Here is a 17,274-nt window from a genome sequence, read left to right on the forward strand (position 1 = left end):
GTCGTCTGCATCTGGGGGTTCGGCTTCAACGACGACGGCCGCCCGTTCGCCCCGGCGCCCTGCCTCGACGTGGTGCAGTGGTTCAAGGGGCACGCTCACCGCGCTCGGCACGGTCGCCACGCTCGGCGGCCCGCTCACCGCGCTCGGCACGCTCACCGCGCTCGGCACGGTCGCCACGCTCGGCACGGTCGCCACGCTCGGCACGGTCGCCACGCTCGGCGGTCCGCTCGCCGCGCTCGGCCCGGTCGGCGGTCCGCTCGGCCCGTTCACCGCGGTCGCGACCGGTCCGGCCCTCGGCCCGCTCGCCGGCTTCGGCGGCAGCCTCCTCGGCCCGGGGCTCCGCCACGGCGGCCCGGCTGCGCCGGGTCCGGGTACGACCCTCGGCCTCCACGCTCGCCGCGGGCTGCTCGGCACGCCGTTCGGCCTCCGGCCGCTCACCCGCCTCGCGTACCTCCGCGTGGACCTCCTCGCGAACCGGGGCGGCGGCCGCCGCGACCTCGGCCCGTGGTCGAGGGGCCCCGGCAGCGCCGCCCTGCCGCTCGGTGATCGCGCTGATCAGCTCACCCTTGCGCATGCGAGCCGTGCCCGAGATGCCGAGCGACGCGGCCAGGCTCTGCAGCTCCGGCAGCAGCATCGCCGACAGGCCGGTGCCGCTGCGCCGGCGGCGGGCAGGGGCAGCTGTGGTGGCATCGCCAGCGACGTTGGAAACATCCGACGTCACGTCGGTGGTGTCGCTCAATGGATTCCTTCCCTCGATAGGCCGGGACTGCCCGGAATCGACTAACAGGTGGCCGGGCGGCCTCGGTGCACCCGCCTCGCATGACGCTTTGCGGGAGTCTGTGACACAGCAGCCGGTCGGTCGCCCGACCCACCAGGGAGCCGGTGAGCGGGTTTCGCCGTCTGCGGCGACCGGTGAAGACTGCGGTGCGGCGTGGGCCTAGGCAGGGGTGACGGGCTTACCGCCGAAAGCTTCGGGGGTGCGCCGACCCGCAGGAGATCGCATGCTTCGCGGCTGTGCTAAGTCTAGAGCGTAATCAACTCTTCCGACCTGCGGCAACAGGGTCCCGCTCCGCGTGTCCGAGTCTACCCCGCTCGACCTGTGCGCCGCTTACGTCTATCGGCAACCGCAGGACTTGCCAATCTGTTCCCGCGTTGAAGCCTTCGGGCAGGTCAGACAGGGCAAGCACAGTCGGGCCGGCCCCACTGACCACGGCCGCCACACCGGTCCCGCGCAGGGCAGCGACCAGGGCCGCCGTGCCGGGCATCGAGGGCGCGCGGTAGTCCTGGTGCAGCCGGTCGACGGTGGCCGGCAGCAACAGCGCCGGCTGCGCGGTCAGCGCGTGCACCAGCAGTGCCGACCGGCCGGCGTTGAACGCGGCGTCGGCGTGCGGCACGGTCGCCGGCAGCGCCGCGCGGGCGGACGCGGTCAGGCCGCGCTCGGCGGGTACGAAGACCGTCGGGTGTACGCCGTCGGCCACCGGCAGCGCCACCGCCCGCGCGCCGGAGGGTTCCGTCCAGGCCACCGTGAAGCCGCCGAGCAGGCAGGGCGCGACGTTGTCCGGATGCCCCTCGAGCTGCGCGGCCAGCCGCAGCGCGGCAGCGGCGTCGAGCCGGAGCTCCCCGTCGGGCACCAACGCCCGGGCCAGCAGCACGCCGGCGACGATCGCCGCCGAAGAGGACCCGAGCCCCCGGGCCTGCGGGATGCGGTTCACGCACTCCACCGCCAGCCCCGGCGGCTGCCCGCCGAGTACGTCGAAGGCCGCCCGCATGGCGCGTACCACCAGGTGCCCGTCATCGACCGGCAGGTCGCCGGCGCCCTCCCCGGTCACCGACACCGTGACGTCGCCGGACGTCACCTCGGCGGCCACGTCGTCGTAGAGCGCGAGGGCGAGTCCCAGGGCGTCGAAGCCGGGGCCCAGGTTCGCGCTGGTGGCGGGGACCCGGACCCGGACCGGGCCGGCGGCGAATGTGGTCGGCACGCGCCCATGCTAGGGCCCGGACCCGGCCGGCCGGACCACCACCCGTCTCCCGGGGCGGCGCCGGGCCGCTACGGCACCGTGGTGCCCTGCGGCGCGGCGGCTGCCGGCGTGGTGAGCGAGAGCCGCCGGGTGGCGATCCGCCAGCCGACCGCGTAGGTCAGGGTGACCAGGCCGCAGCCGGCCAGCACGACCCGCACGTCCACCACGTCCACCACGGCCGCCACCACGAGCTGGCTGACGGAGATCGCCAGGGTCGCCAGCATCATGTCGGTGGCGAAGACCCGGCCCCGCAACCGGTCCGGCACCTCACCCTGCAACGCGAAGTTCGACATCACCCAGTTGCTGCCGCCGGCGAAGTGCGCCACGAAGACCAGCACCAGCACCAGCGGGAACCAGGACACCACCGAGGTGCCGAGGTAGGCCAGCCCGTAGGCCGACATGGACAGTGCCAGCCCCGGCAGCAGCCAGGCCCGGTTGGTCAGCACCCGGCGCATCAGGATCGGGCCGACCAGTGCGCCCGCGCCGCGTACCGCGAACAGCAGACCGGCCCCCACCGGGCCGACCGCGTACACCCCGGCGAGCAGCGGGAAGACGGTCAGCACGCCATTGCCCAGGCCGACGGCCGACTTCACCGTCACCAGCGCCAGCACCCGCGGTCGGTGCCCGATGTAGCCCAGTGCCTCGCGGATGGCCGTCCAGGTCTGCGGCGGCGCGGCACCCCGCTCGCGCGGGGCCTGCAACGGCCGTCGGATGAGCGTGGCCAGGCCCGCGGCGACCACCAGGCCCACCGCGCCGACCCAGAAGCAGACGTACGGCCCGGCGGCGGCGCTGAGCACGCCGCCGAGCGACGCGCCGACGATGGTCATCGTGCCCCAGGCCGACCCGGCCACCGCGTTGCCCGCCGCCAGTTCCTCCGGGTCGAGCACGTTCGGCAGGGCGGCCTGCGCCGCCGGCGAGTAGAACGCCTTGGCCACCGCGACCACGCCGATGCCCAGCATCGCCAACCAGGCCGTGTCGGCGCTGCGTACGCCGAGCAGCAGCAGGACGCCGACCAGCGCCGCGACGTTCGCGATGATCATAATCTTGCGGCGGTCGAACCGGTCCGCGATGGTGCCGGTGTACGGCAGCAGCAGCGCCACGATGCCGGTGTCCACGGCGAGCACCAGGGCACCCCACACCCCGCTGCCGGTCAGTTTCGGCAGCAGCACGAGCAACGGCACCATGACGAACCAGTCGGCGCCGAAGACCACCAGCTCGGCCAGGAAGAGATTGCGGAAGTTCCGGTTGCGGGTGAGGACCGAGAGGGTGGACGCCACGAGGCGGACCCTACCCGGCCGTCCTCGGCGGTTGAGTCGCAGCGCGGACAGCGACACCGTCGGGCGGACGGGCGGCCGCGTTGCTCGTGTTAACAGGGGCCCCCTGCTATACCGCAGGCGTTAACAGGGGGCCCTTCCTTACACGGACTACTCGGTGGGCGGGAACGGCGAGTTGCGGCTCTTCGGCAGCCGGAGCACCTCGAACTGGTCGGTGCCCTCGATCAACGCGCCGGAGGGCGCCGCCGGCACCGGCCGGCTCGCCGGCTTCCGGTCCTCGGTCGCCGTCGCACCCACCGGAACCCGCTCGACCGCGTCCGGCCTTCGGCCGCTGGGGCTCGCCGCACCGGCGTCCGGCTCCCCGCCCGCGGGTGCCCCACCGGAGCGACTCCGGCGCCAGGCGCGCAGCGACTCCTTGGCGTCCTCCACCATCGCGTACAGCGTGGGCACCAGGATCAGCGTGAGCAGGGTGGAGCTGAGCAGCCCGCCGATCACCACGATCGCCAACGGCCGGGAGATGAAGCCGCCCTCACCGGTGAGCCCGAAGGCCATCGGCGTCAGCGCGAAGATGGTGGCGATCGCGGTCATCAGGATCGGGCGCAGCCGATGACGCCCGCCCTCGACCACCGCCTCCCGCACGCCGAGCCCCTGGGCCCGGTACTGGTTGACCAGGTCCAGCAGCACGATGGCGTTGGTCACCACGATGCCGACCAGCATGAGCACGCCGATCAGCGCCGGCACGCTCAGCGCGGTGCCGCTGACCAGCAGCAGGGCGACCGCGCCGGTGGCCGCGAACGGGATGGAGACCAGCAGGATCAGTGCCTGGACCACGCTGCGGAACGTCGCCATCATGATCAGGAACACGATCGCGATCGCGGCCAGCACGGCCAGGCCCAGGTCGGCGAAGGTCTCCCGCTGCTCGGCGCTGACGCCGCCGAGGGTGAGCGTGGCACCCGGTACGTCGATCGCGTCGAGCCGGCTCTGCAGCTCCGTGCTGATCGCGCCGAGGTCGGAGCCGGTGACCGTGCCGGTCACCGAGACGCTGCGCTCACCGTCGATCCGCCGGACCTGCTGCGGCCCCTCGGCCTGCGTGACGTCGGCGATATCGGCCAGCTTCACCGGGCCGACCGGGAGCGCGCGCAGGTCCTCCACCGTCACCGGCGGCTGCGCCGACAGCCGCAGCACCACGTCCCGGGCACCGCCGTCGAGGCTCACCTGGCCCAGTGGCGTACCGCGGAACGCCTGCGCGACCAACTGCCCGACCGCGGCCTCGGTGAGCCCGGCCCGGCTGGCGGCGTCCCGGTCCACGGTCACGTCGACGCGCGGCACCCGGTCGGCCAGCGTGGTCGAGACGTCCTCGACGCCCCGGATGCCGGCCAACGCCGCCTCGGCCTGCTGGGCGGCCCGCGCCAGCACCTCCGGGTCGGCGGCCCGGACCACCACGGCCAGCTCGTTGGCGGAGGCGCCGCCCTGCCCGGCCGGGAAGGTGATCTCGCCGGCCGCCGGGCCGAGCACCCCGAACCGGTCCCGCAGGATGTCGCGCATCTGCTTGGCGTCGGTGGCGCCGCCGAGCCGCAGCGAGTAGCTGGCCACGTTGTTGCCGGCGCTGCCGGCCCAGGGCGTGTTCCCACCCCCGGCGGTGACCTGGTACGACTCCACGCCCGGCGTACTGGCCAGCACCGACTCGACCTCGCGGGCCGCCGCGTCGGTGCCGGCCAGCCCGGTGCCCACCGGCAGCTCCTGCCGGATGTTGAGGGTGTCCTGGCCGGAGTCGTCCAGGAAGTTGGTCTCCAGCTGACGGGCCAGGCCGAAGGTGCCGGCCAACACGAGCAGGCCCGCCGCCAGGGTCGCCAAGCGGTACGCCCGCCGCCCGGTGGCGAACCGGATGACCGGCAGGTACGCCCGCTGCAGCGGGCTGCGCAGCTCGCGCTGCTCGGCGGCCTGGCGGATCGCGGCGCCGTCCGCCCCCGCCACCGGCTTGAGGAACCAGTACGCGAGCACCGGGATCACCGTCAGCGAGACCAGCAGCGAGGCGAGCAGCGCCACGGTGACCGTGATCGCGAACGGCGCGAACAACTGCCCGACGAAGCCGCCGACCAGTGCGATCGGGGCGAAGACGGCCACCGTGGTCAGCGTGGACGCGGTGACCGCACCGGCCACCTCACGGACGGCGGTGAGGATCGCCTCCCGCTTCGGCTCGCCGTAGGTCAGGTGGCGCTTGATGTTCTCCAGCACCACGATCGAGTCGTCCACCACCCGGCCGACCGCGACCGTCAACGCACCGAGCGTGAGCAGGTTGAGCGAGTAGTCGCCGATCCACAGTGCGAGCAGCGCGACCACCACCGACAGCGGGATGGAGACCGCGGTGACCACCGTGGAGCGCACCGACAGCAGGAACACCAGGATGACCACCACGGCCATGATCAGACCCAGCAGACCCTCGGTGCTCAGCGTCTCGATGGACTTCTCCACGAACGGGGCCTGGTCGAGCACGACGGTCAGCTCGGCACCGGTGGCGGCCCGCAGGTCGGCGAGCCGGTCCCGGACAGCGTGCGAGATCTCCACCGCGTTGCCGCCCGGATCCGCGGTGACCGCGATGCCCAGGCTCTCCAGGCCGTTGGTACGGGTGATCGCGGTGGCCGGGGCGAGCTGCTCCTCGACCGTGGCGACGTCGCCGAGACGGACCGGGCCGGCCTTGCCGGCGGGCGGGGCGACGACCACCCCGCGCAGCTCGTCCAGCGTGGTCAACGGGGTGCCGACCTGCACCGGCAGCGTCCGCTCACCGTCGAGCACGGCACCGGCCGGCACCGCCACCCCGCTGGCCTTCAGCGCGGTGCCGATCGCCGTCGGCTGCACCTTGGCCTTGGCCAGCTTCGCCGGATCCGGCATGATCACCATGAGGTCGTCCCGGACACCGGTCAGCTCGGCGCTCCGGACACCCTCGATCGCCTCCAGCTCCGGCACCACGGTGTCCCGCAGCTTCCCGGCCAGGGCCCGTTCGTCGCCGCCACCGGTCGCGGCCAGCACCACGGCCGGCAGGTCGTCGGTGCTGCCCGCGATCACCTGCGGGTCGACGCCCTCGGGTAGCCGGGTGCGGTTCAGCGCGGTCTGCATCTTGCTGACCACGTCGTCCAGGTCGGTGCCGAACTCGTACTGCACCTGGATGGTGGTCAGGCCCTCACGGGAGGTCGAGATCACGGTGTCGAGCGCGGGGATGCCCCGCAGGCTGTTCTCGATCGGCTCGGTCACCTGGGACTCGACGACCTCCGGCGCGGCGCCGGGGTACGGGGCCACGATGAACGCGGCGGGAAACTCCAGCGATGGCAGGAGTTGCTGCTTCAGCGACGGCACGGCGTACGCACCGAACGCCGTGGTCACCACCGCGATGAGGGCTACCAGCCCCCGGTTGGCGAGGCTGAATCTGGCGAGCAGCGACATCGGCGAGGCTCACTCCTGGGGGAGACGGTCGAGGGATACGAGCAGTCTGCCCGATCCGGTCAGTCCGCCCGATTCCGGGGCGGGACCCGTCTCAGCGGTGCCGATCCGCAGCGACGCCACCAGGTCCCGGTACAGCTCGTCGGCGCCCAACAGGGTCGGGTGGTCACCGACGGCGCGGATCCGGCCACGGTCCATCACGACGATCTGGTCGGCGTCGAGCACGGTCGACAGCCGATGGGCGATGGTGATCACCGCGCCGACCTCGGCCCGTTGCCGGACACACCGGCCGACCGCCGCCTCGCGATGCGCTGCCGCTCGCCGCCGGAGACCGTGGTGGCGGTCAACGGCGTGTCCAGCCCGAGGTCGAGTGAGCCCACCTTGTCGTGCAGGTCGACCGCGCGCAGCGCGGCCCACAGCTCGTCGTCGGTGGCGTCCGGATGGGTTATGCGCAGGTTGTCGTGGTGCCGGGTACGACCGGCGCCTCCTGCTCGACGTAGGCCAGCCGGCCGCGGCCTGGCTGGAGTCCGTTCTCTGGTCCCAGCTGTATACCGGCTGGAGCTACCTGGCCGAACACGACGTGTCCCGGGACGAGGTGCTCGGCCTGGTCACCCGTACCGTCGCCCGCGCGGTCGCGCCCCGCCGCTGACCAAGGCCGCCCGGCCGGCTCCCGCCGCCCCTGGGCGAGCTGCCGGCTGTCGTGGCGTCAGGCGAGGTCGAGGGAGCGGGCGGCGGCGAGCGGGTCGTTGGCGATGGTGACCGGGACGGGAGCGGTGGAGATGGCCCACTCCGGGTCCTTCAGGCCGTGGCCGGTGACCGTGCAGACCACGGTGGACCCGGCCGGCACCCGGCCGGCGGCGGACTGCTGGAGCAGGCCGGCCACGCTGGCCGCGCTGCCCAGCTCGACGAAGACACCGACCTCCCGGGCCAGCAGCCGGTACGCCGACAGGATCTCCCGGTCGGTGACCGCCTCGATCAGGCCGCCCGAGGCGTCCCGCGCGTCCAGCGCCTTCGTCCAGCTCGCCGGGTTGCCGATGCGGATCGCGGTGGCGATGGTGGACGGCTCGCGTACCGCCTGCCCGGTCACGATCGGCGCGGCGCCGGCGGCCTGGAAGCCGTACATCTTCGGCGCCCGGGTGGCGTTGCCCGCCGCCAGGTCCTCGGAGTAGCCCATCCAGTACGCGGAGATGTTGCCGGCGTTGCCCACCGGCAGGCAGTGGATGTCCGGCGCGTCGCCGAGCGCCTCGACGATCTCGAACGCCGCCGTCTTCTGGCCGTGCAACCGGTCGATGTTGACCGAGTTGACCAGGGCCACCGGATAGTCCTGGGCGAGCTTGGCGGCCAGCGCCAGGCAGTCGTCGAAGTTGCCGTTGACCTGGAGCAGCTTGGCGCCGTGCACCAACGCCTGGGCCAGCTTGCCCAGCGCGATCTTGCCCTGCGGCACCAGCACCGCGCAGGTCACCCCGGCGCGGGCCGCGTACGCGGCGGCCGAGGCGCTGGTGTTGCCCGTGGAGGCGCAGATGATGGCCTTGTTGCCGGCCTCGACCGCCTTGGAGACGGCCATCGTCATGCCCCGGTCCTTGAACGAGCCGGTGGGGTTGGCGCCCTCCACCTTCAGGTACACGTCGCAGCCGAGCCGGGCGGACAGCACCGGCGCGGGCAGCAGCGGCGTGTTCCCCTCGTGCAGGGTGACGATGGGCGTGGCGTCGGTGACCGGCAACCGGTCCCGGTAGGCGTCGATCAGGCCCCGCCACATGTCGCTCTCCTCGCCTCGCTGGCTCATCAGATGCCGCCCTCGACCCGCAGCACGCTCGCCACCGATCGGACGATGTCCAGTCCGCGCAGCTCGCGGACGGTCGCCGCGAGCGCCGCGTCCGGTGCCACATGGGTCACGATCACCAGGATCGCGTCGCCGCCGTCGCCGCCGGTGCCGCCGCCCGCCGGCCCCTGGCGCACCGTGGCGATGGAGACGTGGTGCCGGGCGAACACGCCGGCCACCGCCTCCAGCACACCGGGACGGTCGGCCACGTCGAGGCTGATGTGGTAGCGGGTGAGCGCCTCCCCCATCGGCCGTACCCGCAGGTCGGCGTACGCGGACTCGCTGGCTGCGCGGACCCCGGCGAGCCGGTTACGGGCCACCGCCACCACGTCGCCGAGCACCGCGCTGGCGGTCGGCGCACCACCCGCGCCCCGCCCGTAGAACATCAGCTGCCCGGCCGCGTCCGCCTCGACGAAGACCGCGTTGAACGCGTCGCCGACGCTGGCCAGCGGGTGGGTCAGCGGGATCATCGCCGGGTGCACCCGGACGCTGACCGCCTCCCGGCCCGGCCCGTCGGCGCTCCGGGCCGCGATGCAGAGCAGTTTGATCGTGCAGCCCATCGCCTTCGCGCTGGCCACGTCGGCGGCGGTGACCTCGGTGATGCCCTCGCGGTGCACGTCGGCCGCGCCGACCCGGGTGTGGAAGGCCAGCGAGGCGAGGATGGCGGCCTTGGCCGCGGCGTCGAAGCCCTCCACGTCGGCGGTCGGGTCGGCCTCGGCGTACCCCAGCTCGGTCGCCTCCTCCAGGGCCTCGGCGAAGCCGGCACCGGTGGCGTGCATGGCGGAGAGGATGAAGTTGGTGGTGCCGTTGACGATGCCGGTGACCCGGGTGATCCGGTCCCCGTGCAGCGACTCGCGCAACGGGCGCAGCAGCGGGATCGCCCCGGCCACGGACGCCTCGAAGTAGAGGTCGCCGCCGCCCTCGGCCGCCGCGTCGTGCAGCGCGCCGCCGTCCTCGGCGAGCAGCGCCTTGTTGGCGGTGACCACGCTCTTGCCGGCCCGCAGGGCCTCCACCAGCCAGCTGCGTGCCGGCTCGATGCCGCCGACCACCTCGACCACCACGTCTACGTCGTCGCGCTTGATCAGCCCGAGCGCGTCGGTGGTGAACAGGGCCGGGTCGACCGGCAGGTCGCCACGGTCCCGCCCGATCCGGCGTACGGCGATGCCGGCGATCTCCAGCGGAGCACCGATCCGGGCGGCGAGGTCCGCCGACTGCTCGTGCAGCAGCCGGACCACCTCGGCACCGACGGTGCCGCAGCCGAGCAGGGCCAGGCGCACAGGTTGATTCATCCCACATCCAAGGCGAGCAGGTCCTCTTCGGTCTCCCGTCGAACGATCAGCCGGGCCTGGCCGTCCCGAACCGCGACCACCGGGGGTCGGGGCACGTGGTTGTAGTTGCTGGCCATGCTGCGGCAGTAGGCACCCGTGCCGGGCACCGCGACAAGATCTCCGGGCTGCACGTCGGCGGGCAGGAATTCATCCTTCACCACGATGTCCCCGGACTCACAATGCTTTCCCACCACGCGGGCGAGCATCGCCTCGGCGGCGCTCGCCCGGGAGGCCAGGGTCGCCGAGTACGAGGCGTCGTACAGCGCGGTGCGGATGTTGTCGCTCATCCCGCCGTCGACGCTGACGTACGTCCGGATGCCGTCGACGTCCTTGACCGTGCCCACTTGATAGAGGGTGAACACGGCCGGGCCGACGATCGCCCGCCCCGGCTCGATGGAGAGGTGCGGCACGGCCAGCCGCTCCGCCGCGCACTCGGAGTCCACGATCTTGCGCAGCCGCTTGGCCAGGTCGTGCGGGGCCGACGGGTCGTCCTGGCTGGTGTACGCGATGCCGAAGCCGCCACCGAGGTCCAGCTCGGGCAGCTCGACCCCGCGTGCGTCGCGGATCTGCGCCTGGAGGGCGAGCACCCGGCGGGCGGAGACTTCGAACCCGCTGGCGTCGAAGATCTGTGAGCCGATGTGCGAGTGCAGGCCACGCAGCTCCAGCACGTCCTCGTCGAGGATGCGCAGCGCGGCGGCGATGGCCGCGCCGCCGGCCAGCGAGAAGCCGAACTTCTGGTCCTCGTGGGCGGTGGCGATGAACTCGTGGGTGTGCGCCTCCACGCCGACCGTGACCCGGATCAGCACCCGCGGCCGGACGCTGCGCTCGCGGGCCAGCGCGGAGAGCCGGTCGATCTCGGCGAACGAGTCGACGATGATCCGCCCGACGCCGGCGTCCAACGCGCGGGTCAACTCGGCCACCGACTTGTTGTTGCCGTGGAAGCCGATCCGCTCCGGCGGCATCCCGCCGGCCAGCGCCACGGCCAGCTCCCCGCCGCTGCACACGTCGAGGAACATCCCCTCCTCGGCGATCATCCGCACCACCGCCCGGCAGAGGAACGCCTTGCCCGCGTAGTAGACGTCCTCGGTCGGGAAGGCGGCCCGGAAGTCCCGGCAGCGTGAGCGCAGGTCGTCCTCGTCGAGGACGTACACCGGGGTGCCGAACTCGGCAGCGATGTCGCGTACCCCCAGGCCCGCGACCACCAGCGCGCCGTCGTCGCCGCGCGCCGTGCTGCGCGGCCACAGCTGCGGCATCAGGGCGTTGACGTCGGCCGGGGTACGCAGCCAGGCCGGCCCCCGGTTGCCGATGTCGCCGTGCAGCGCGCCGGCCTCGTGAGCACGCATCAGCCCGCTCCTCCGCTCGCGGTCATCCTGCTCACATCCGTTCCGGGGCCGAGACGCCGAGCAGCCGCAGGCCGTTGGCGATGACCACCCGGGTGGCGTCGTTGAGCCAGAGCCGGGCCCGGTGCAGGTCGGTGAGCTCCTCGTCGCCCCGAGGCAGGATCCGGCAGTTGTCGTAGAACCGGTGGTACGCCCCGGCCAGGTCCTCCAGGTAGCGGGCCACCCGGTGCGGCTCCCGCAGTTCGGCGCCGGCGGCGACCACGGCGGGGAACTCGGCGAGCGCCTTGAGCAGCTCGTTCTCCTTGTCGTGGTCGAGCAGCTCGGGGTGGAACGACTCGGCGTCGCCCCGGGTCAGGCCGACCTCGGCGGCGTTGCGCCCGACGCTGGCCGTCCGGGCCGCCACGTACTGCACGTAGTAGACCGGGTTGTCCCGGGTCGCCCGGGTCCACAGCTCGATGTCGATGTCGATCGGGGAGTCGCTGGAGTAGCGGGCCAGCGCGTACCGGGAGGCGTCCACGCCGATCGCGTCGACCAGGTCCTCCAGGGTGACCACGGTGCCGGCGCGCTTGCTCATCCGCACCGGAGCGCCGTCGCGGACCAGGTTGACCAGCTGGCCGATGAGGATCTCCAGGGAGTGCTCAGGGTCGTCACCGAAGCAGGCCGCCATCGCCTTCATCCGGCCGAGGTAGCCGTGGTGATCGGCACCAAGCATGATCACGACGCGGTCGAAGCCCCGCTCCCGCTTGTCCAGGTAGTACGCGCAGTCCGCGGCGAAGTACGTCCACTCACCGTTGGACTTGCGCAGTACCCGGTCCTTGTCGTCACCGAAGTCGGTGGTCCGCAGCCAGGTGGCGCCGTCGGCGTCGAAGACGTGGCCCTGCTCGCGCAGCCGGGTCAGGGCGTGCTCCAGCTCACCCCGGTCGTGCAGGTCCTTCTCGTTGAAGTAGGTGTCGAACTCCACCCCGAAGTCGCGCAGCGAGGACTTGATCTCCTCGAACATCAGCGCGACGCCCTCGACCCGGAAGACCTCCTGGGCGGCGGCGTCGTCCAGCTCCAGCACGTCCGCCCGGCGTTCGGTGACCTCGGCCGCGATCTCGGCGATGTACGCCCCGCCGTAGCCGTCCTCCGGGGCCGGCTCCCCCTTCGCCGCGGCGAGCAGCGAGCGGGCGAACCGGTCGATCTGCGAACCGGCGTCGTTGAAGTAGTACTCCGTACCGACGTCCGCGCCGGTGGTACGCAGCAGCCGGCTCAACGCGTCACCGACCGCCGCCCAGCGGACCCCGCCGATGTGCACCGGGCCGGTCGGGTTGGCCGAGACGAACTCCAGATTGATCTTCAGGCCGGCGAGTCGGTCGCTGCGGCCGTACTCCTCGCCGGCCTCGACGATGGTCCGGGCGAGCTGGCCGGCGGCGGCGGCGTCGAGCCGGATGTTCAGGAAGCCCGGACCGGCGATCTCCACCGACTTGATGCCCGTCGTGCTGGCCAGCTGCGCGGCCAGCGCGGCGGCCAGCTCCCGAGGGGGTACGCCCACCTTCTTGCTCAGCTGTAGCGCCAGCGTGGAGGCGTAGTCGCCGTGCTCGGGATTGCGGGGTCGCTCGACCGTTGTGTGCTCCGGCAGCGCGGAGCCGTCCAGCCCTCGGTCGGCGAAGACGGCGTGAGCGGCGGCGAGGACGGCATCGGCGAGTTCTGCGGGAGTCACCGATCCATGCTATCGGGGGTAGACTCGGTCCCCGCGGCGGCGACCCAGCATCGGAATTCGGGCCGCCTGATCCCCTGACCGACCGACCTGACGAGGCACGATGAGCATCAGCACCCCGGGCGGCCCGCAGCGCCGTCCGACCGTGGTCAGCACCGGCAAGAAGCCGGCGGCGGGTCGGCCGGCCGCCGGCGCCAAGGCCGCGTCCGACAAGCCGGCGACTCCCCAGCGCTCCGGCGGGGGCGGCAAGGGGCCACGCAAGCCGATCGCCCCGGTCAAGGTCAGCCAGGGCCGTTCCTGGGGGCCGATCGCGCTTTTCGTCGCGGTGGGCGTGCTCGCCACGTCGATCATCGGGTACGGCGCCTGGGCGGCCATCAAGGGCAGCCAGTCCTGGCAGGACAAGGCGGCGGAGATCCAGGGCATCGTCAACTTCCGCAAAACGGACCCGGAGAGCATTTCCAACCAGGAACACCGGGCCGGCAAGCAGGAATACAAGCAGAGCCCCCCGGTCGGCGGGCCGCACAACAACACCTGGCAGCGCTGCCTCGGCGACGTCTACGACGCGCCGATCGCCCCTGAGCACGCGCTGCACAGCCTGGAGCACGGCGCGGTCTGGCTCACCTACCGCCCCGACCTGCCCGCGGCCGACGTGGAGAAGCTGGCCAGCGTGATCCGCGGCAACGACTTCATGCTGATGAGCCCGTACGAGGGCCTCGACTCGGCGGTCTCCATCCAGGCGTGGGGCTACCAGCTCAAGGTCGACAACGCCGATGACCCGCGGATCAAGGAGTTCGCCACCGTCCTGGCGCAGAACGCCTCGATGGAGCCGGGCGTGCCCTGCTCCTCCGGCAACTACACCACCGGCACCGGTACCGAACCGCGCGAGCTCCAGCCGTCGATGGGTGGCTGACATGCCGAGCGCAGTGCAGGACGCGGCGATCGAGGAGCAGACGGGCTCGGCCGAACCCCGGCCGGCCTCCCGGACGCTGCGTTACCTGACGCTGGCCGTGACGGCACTGCTGCTTCTCGGCGTCGGTTGGACGGCCGCGACGCTGGCCACCGGGCGGACCCCGGGCGAGGAATCGGCCGAGGCCGGCTTCGCCCGGGACATGTCCCGGCACCACGCCCAGGCGGTGGAGATGGCGATGGTCGCGTACGCCAAGGGGCAGGATCCGGCGATCCAGCAGCTCGGGTACGACATCGCCCTGACCCAGCAGGCCCAGATCGGTCACATGCAACGCTGGTTGCAGGAGTGGAACCTGCTGCCGACCGGCTCCCGGCCAGCCATGGAGTGGATGCCCGACGGGGTAGGGGTGGACGAGAACGGGCTGATGCCCGGCATGGCCACCCGGGAGGAGATCACCCAGCTGCACGAGGCGCAGGGGGCCGAGGTCGACCAACTCGTCATCCGGCTGATGATCAAACATCACCTGGGCGGGATCCACATGGTCGACGGCGTGCTCAAGGTCTCCGACCGCCCCGAGGTGGTCCGGATGGCCGAGGCGATGAAGGCGGCGCAGCAGAAAGAGATCAACGAGCTGCGGAAACTGCAGCAGGCTGGCGGCTGAGCCGCCCCACACCCAACACGACCAGCGCCGCCCCGCTCACCGTCGAGCGGGGCGGCGTCGTCGTTACGGCGCTCGCCGCCCACACCGCCACCCCGACCGGGATCGTAGGCTCCGTCATACCTTGGGGCCATACGACCGATTTTCCCTCTAGGGGTTACTTGGAGGGAACTGCACTCGTTGTCCTGACGTGGGGGTTGCACTCAGAGACGCACGGCGTTCCGTCACCAGCTGGTGCCGGCGCCACACCATCGGCGGTGACGGGGCGGTGGCAGCCGTCCGTCGCGGACAGCGGCAGGGTGAGTCAGGAGCGCTCAGCCGCGAACAGGAGTTGGAACTGATCGACACCCTCCGGGGCGTCCACCCCGACGAGTTCGGCCTGGACGAGGAGCTGTGGACCCGGCAGAGTCTGCACACCTTGATCCAGCAGCGCTTCGGGCTGACGGTGGACACCGGGCTGGTCGGGGCGTACCTGCGGGCCTGGGGGTTGGGTCCGCGCGAACCCCGGGAGCGGGCCTGCGGCCTCTGTGTCGGCGCGGTCGAGCGCTGGGTACGCAGCGAGTACCCGGCGATCACCCGGGCCGCCCAGGAGCACCTCGCCGAGGTGTACTGGATCGGCCGGGTCCGGCTGCGTGGCACGATGCCGGCGGCCGACGTGATCTCCGCCGTCTCCTCCCGCGGCCGGGTGCGCTTCATGATCACCACTCCGTCGGTGGACCCGGCGCTGCCCCGCGACTTCGTGTTGCGGCTCAGCGGCGCGGAACAGCGCACGGTGCACCTGATCGTGGACGGCTCCTGGGCCCGCAACGAGTGGCCGCGCCGGCTGCCCCGGCGCATCGTGCCGCACCCGCTGCCCAGCTGCGGGCGGGCCCTGGCCGCCTGACTCGCCGATACCGATTCGGCGATCGGCTACGGGGTTTGCTAGTCTTCTCCAGTCGCTGAGCCCCCGTAGCTCAGGGGATAGAGCACCGCCCTCCGGAGGCGGGGGCGCAGGTTCGAATCCTGCCGGGGGCACACTTGCTAGGAAATCTTTGACCAGCACGAAAAGGCCGCTGACCAGGGCGAACCCGGTCAGCGGCCTTAGTCGTGTGTCCGGCTGTGTCCGGCCGTCAGCGGCCCGTGGCGGGCGTCTGCGCCATATACGTGCCCAAGTTTGGCGCGGGGTCAGCCGTGGCCTAGTGCTCGCTCGATGCGCTGCCGCAGGGCCGCGTCACCGCCGTCAAGGCACTTGGCGTAGATCCTCAGCAGCACCTCCACCGATTGTCCGGCCCACTCGGCTACCTGAGTGGGCGGCACTCCCCCGTTGAGCCAGGTGGACACCGCCGCGTGCCGCAGGTCGTACGGCGTGCGGGCCAGCGGCGAGGCGTAGACCTCGGGCGTGAACACGGCGGCCCGCGCCCACCGCCACACGCGGTTGATCGTGCCCTTAGGTAACTCATCCTTGTTCCGCTCCCCCACGAACAGCCGACCGGTCGGGCCGAACCCGAACAGCTCGACGTGCGCGTTGATGATCGCGGTCAGTTCCGGCGGGCAGGGAACCGTTCGCGTCTCCCCTCTCGCTCGCTGCTTGAGTTGGCGACTGTCCCGGTTCTTTCCGCTGTCGGTCCACTCCCGACCCGCGTGCGGTTCCGCTCCGTCGAGAGTGAACTCCCCCCACCCTTCCTCTGGTAGATGCAGGTTCGGTTTGGCGAGGCGTACGGCTTCCTCCGGCCGCATTGCCGCGTAGTACAGGCAGGCATAGAAAGCGACCAAGCGCGGGCCGATGCGACCCTGCTCCCTAACTCCTTCCAGGAGAGTGCGCGCTTGCACCGGGTTGGCCACTGACCGGCGGTCAATGGTGGTGACGGTTTTCGGCGGCTTCCATTTCAACTGCGGCAGCGGGTTTGCCGGCAACAGGCGTTTCTCCACCGCGTATTCGACTGCCGTGTTGAATATCTTCCGGCGACGGCTAATAACGCTCGGCGCGGCCGGCGCTCCGTCAAGTCGCACGGTCAGACCATCCAGCACCGGGCGCAGAATCTCGGGGCGACCCAAGCTCGCCACGTCACGGGTGTTCCGCTTCACCCAATTAAGAGCGGCCCGGACCTCTTCGGGAACGTCATCCGCTTCACGGCGCGGGGTGTTGAACGCCCAGCGGCCCAGGGCGTAGCGCAGCAACTTGGCGTCCGGGCGGCCCCTCGCGCCGGTCAGCATGAGCACGGTAAGCGCCGTCAGCGCTTCGGCGTGGGTGCGGCGAGTCGTGGCGGCCACATGAGGCCACTTCATATCGGCGAACGAACAGGCCAGGTCGTACCAGGAACTGACAGCGGCGGTCGGACGCATCGAGAGAGGGCGGCCCGTCTCGATGCCGAAAGCCTCACCCTTACGGGTCGCGGTAATCAATTCCGATCGGAAGCTCTCCGCAAGAGCCTTCGTCTTGAAAACCACCTTGTGTTGCCGGCCGGCTACCCGCCAGCGAACGCGATAGGTATTCCCCCTCTGACCTTCATAGGTTTGGGTCGACCAGATGCGCACGTCATAGCTTGTGTTCAAGCGGCCTCCTCGTACAGCGATTCAAGCCAGGTTTCGTAGTCGCGCCGCTCGATTCGAATCTCCCCGTTCGGCAGCTTCCGGGCCGGCGGCCCCTTCCGCTTCGCGCGCCAGTCGTAGAAGGTCGACCGGCTAATTCCGAGGTCGTCGCAAACGTCGGCGATGGTGAGGTGCCGGTTCGGGCGGGGTGCCGCCTTCTCGCGGCGAATCGGGGTGGTCATCGGCGGGTGTCCTCCCTCGCGGTGGCGTCGAGGTAGATGCGCTGGAACA

Annotated in this window: 13 protein-coding genes, 1 tRNA gene and 1 pseudogene; 4 read left to right on the forward strand and 11 right to left on the reverse strand. The window is 71.9% G+C overall.

Going from position 1 to position 17,274, the window contains the following annotated elements; translation table 11 throughout:
- Positions 1–91 precede the first annotated feature (91 nt).
- The 9 genes and pseudogenes from AB0M52_RS06605 to argS all read right to left on the reverse strand — a co-directional run.
- Positions 92–739 (reverse strand): annotated as a pseudogene (locus AB0M52_RS06605) (Rho termination factor N-terminal domain-containing protein); the annotation flags it as partial.
- A 295-nt stretch (positions 740–1,034) separates the two neighbouring features.
- Positions 1,035–1,979: a homoserine kinase gene (thrB, locus tag AB0M52_RS06610; RefSeq protein WP_363949776.1), complete on the reverse strand. Its 945-nt coding sequence runs from the start codon at positions 1,977–1,979 to the stop codon at positions 1,035–1,037.
- Positions 1,980–2,047: 68 nt separating this feature from the next.
- Positions 2,048–3,295, reverse strand: coding sequence for an MFS transporter (locus AB0M52_RS06615; RefSeq protein WP_363949778.1), 1,248 nt, complete (start codon positions 3,293–3,295; stop codon positions 2,048–2,050).
- Between the two features lie 147 nt (positions 3,296–3,442).
- Positions 3,443–6,730, reverse strand: a complete 3,288-nt coding sequence (locus AB0M52_RS06620) for an efflux RND transporter permease subunit (protein ID WP_363949781.1) — start codon at positions 6,728–6,730, stop codon at positions 3,443–3,445.
- Positions 6,731–6,739: 9 nt separating this feature from the next.
- Positions 6,740–6,982, reverse strand: a complete 243-nt coding sequence (locus tag AB0M52_RS06625) for a hypothetical protein (RefSeq protein WP_363949784.1) — start codon at positions 6,980–6,982, stop codon at positions 6,740–6,742.
- A 451-nt stretch (positions 6,983–7,433) separates the two neighbouring features.
- Positions 7,434–8,483, reverse strand: coding sequence for a threonine synthase (gene thrC, locus AB0M52_RS06630; protein WP_363949847.1), 1,050 nt, complete (start codon positions 8,481–8,483; stop codon positions 7,434–7,436).
- A gap of 26 nt (positions 8,484–8,509) precedes the next feature.
- The gene (locus AB0M52_RS06635) at positions 8,510–9,823 is read right to left on the reverse strand and encodes a homoserine dehydrogenase (RefSeq protein WP_363949850.1); all 1,314 of its coding nucleotides are present in this window, start codon (positions 9,821–9,823) and stop codon (positions 8,510–8,512) included.
- Positions 9,824–9,831: 8 nt separating this feature from the next.
- The gene (gene lysA, locus AB0M52_RS06640) at positions 9,832–11,217 is read right to left on the reverse strand and encodes a diaminopimelate decarboxylase (RefSeq protein WP_363949786.1); all 1,386 of its coding nucleotides are present in this window, start codon (positions 11,215–11,217) and stop codon (positions 9,832–9,834) included.
- Between the two features lie 31 nt (positions 11,218–11,248).
- Entirely contained in the window at positions 11,249–12,913 is a 1,665-nt protein-coding gene (gene argS / locus AB0M52_RS06645) for an arginine--tRNA ligase (protein ID WP_363949789.1), read from the reverse strand.
- A gap of 100 nt (positions 12,914–13,013) precedes the next feature.
- Here argS and AB0M52_RS06650 point away from each other — a divergent pair, with 100 nt between their 5' ends.
- The 4 genes from AB0M52_RS06650 to AB0M52_RS06665 all read left to right on the forward strand — a co-directional run bounded on the left by AB0M52_RS06650 (position 13,014) and on the right by AB0M52_RS06665 (position 15,489).
- Positions 13,014–13,820, forward strand: a complete 807-nt coding sequence (locus AB0M52_RS06650) for a DUF3105 domain-containing protein (RefSeq protein ID WP_363949792.1) — start codon at positions 13,014–13,016, stop codon at positions 13,818–13,820.
- Between the two features lies 1 nt (position 13,821).
- Positions 13,822–14,478: a DUF305 domain-containing protein gene (locus tag AB0M52_RS06655; RefSeq protein ID WP_363949795.1), complete on the forward strand. Its 657-nt coding sequence runs from the start codon at positions 13,822–13,824 to the stop codon at positions 14,476–14,478.
- Positions 14,479–14,665: 187 nt separating this feature from the next.
- Positions 14,666–15,358, forward strand: coding sequence for a winged helix-turn-helix domain-containing protein (locus AB0M52_RS06660; protein WP_363949798.1), 693 nt, complete (start codon positions 14,666–14,668; stop codon positions 15,356–15,358).
- Positions 15,359–15,417: 59 nt separating this feature from the next.
- Positions 15,418–15,489, forward strand: a tRNA-Arg gene (locus AB0M52_RS06665).
- 150 nt (positions 15,490–15,639) lie between these two features.
- Here AB0M52_RS06665 and AB0M52_RS06670 read toward each other — a convergent pair.
- Complete coding sequence (locus tag AB0M52_RS06670; protein ID WP_363949801.1) at positions 15,640–17,007, reverse strand: integrase; 1,368 nt, start codon at positions 17,005–17,007, stop codon at positions 15,640–15,642.
- Positions 17,004–17,225: a helix-turn-helix domain-containing protein gene (locus AB0M52_RS06675; protein WP_363949804.1), complete on the reverse strand. Its 222-nt coding sequence runs from the start codon at positions 17,223–17,225 to the stop codon at positions 17,004–17,006. The genes AB0M52_RS06670 and AB0M52_RS06675 overlap by 4 nt, the downstream gene beginning before the upstream one ends.
- Positions 17,226–17,274: the final 49 nt, after the last annotated feature.

The sequence above is a fragment of the Micromonospora sp. NPDC051296 genome, assembly GCF_040682255.1.
GTDB classification, from domain to species: Bacteria; Actinomycetota; Actinomycetes; order Mycobacteriales; family Micromonosporaceae; genus Micromonospora; species Micromonospora craterilacus.

Coding starts and splice junctions, on each gene's coding strand:
- AB0M52_RS06675 (WP_363949804.1), bottom strand. CDS start 17,225: ATGACCACCCCGATTCGCCGCGAGAAGGCGGCACCCCGCCCGAACCGG.
- AB0M52_RS06620 (WP_363949781.1), bottom strand. CDS start 6,730: ATGTCGCTGCTCGCCAGATTCAGCCTCGCCAACCGGGGGCTGGTAGCC.
- AB0M52_RS06650 (WP_363949792.1), top strand. CDS start 13,014: ATGAGCATCAGCACCCCGGGCGGCCCGCAGCGCCGTCCGACCGTGGTC.
- AB0M52_RS06655 (WP_363949795.1), top strand. CDS start 13,822: ATGCCGAGCGCAGTGCAGGACGCGGCGATCGAGGAGCAGACGGGCTCG.
- thrC (WP_363949847.1), bottom strand. CDS start 8,483: ATGTGGCGGGGCCTGATCGACGCCTACCGGGACCGGTTGCCGGTCACC.
- lysA (WP_363949786.1), bottom strand. CDS start 11,217: ATGCGTGCTCACGAGGCCGGCGCGCTGCACGGCGACATCGGCAACCGG.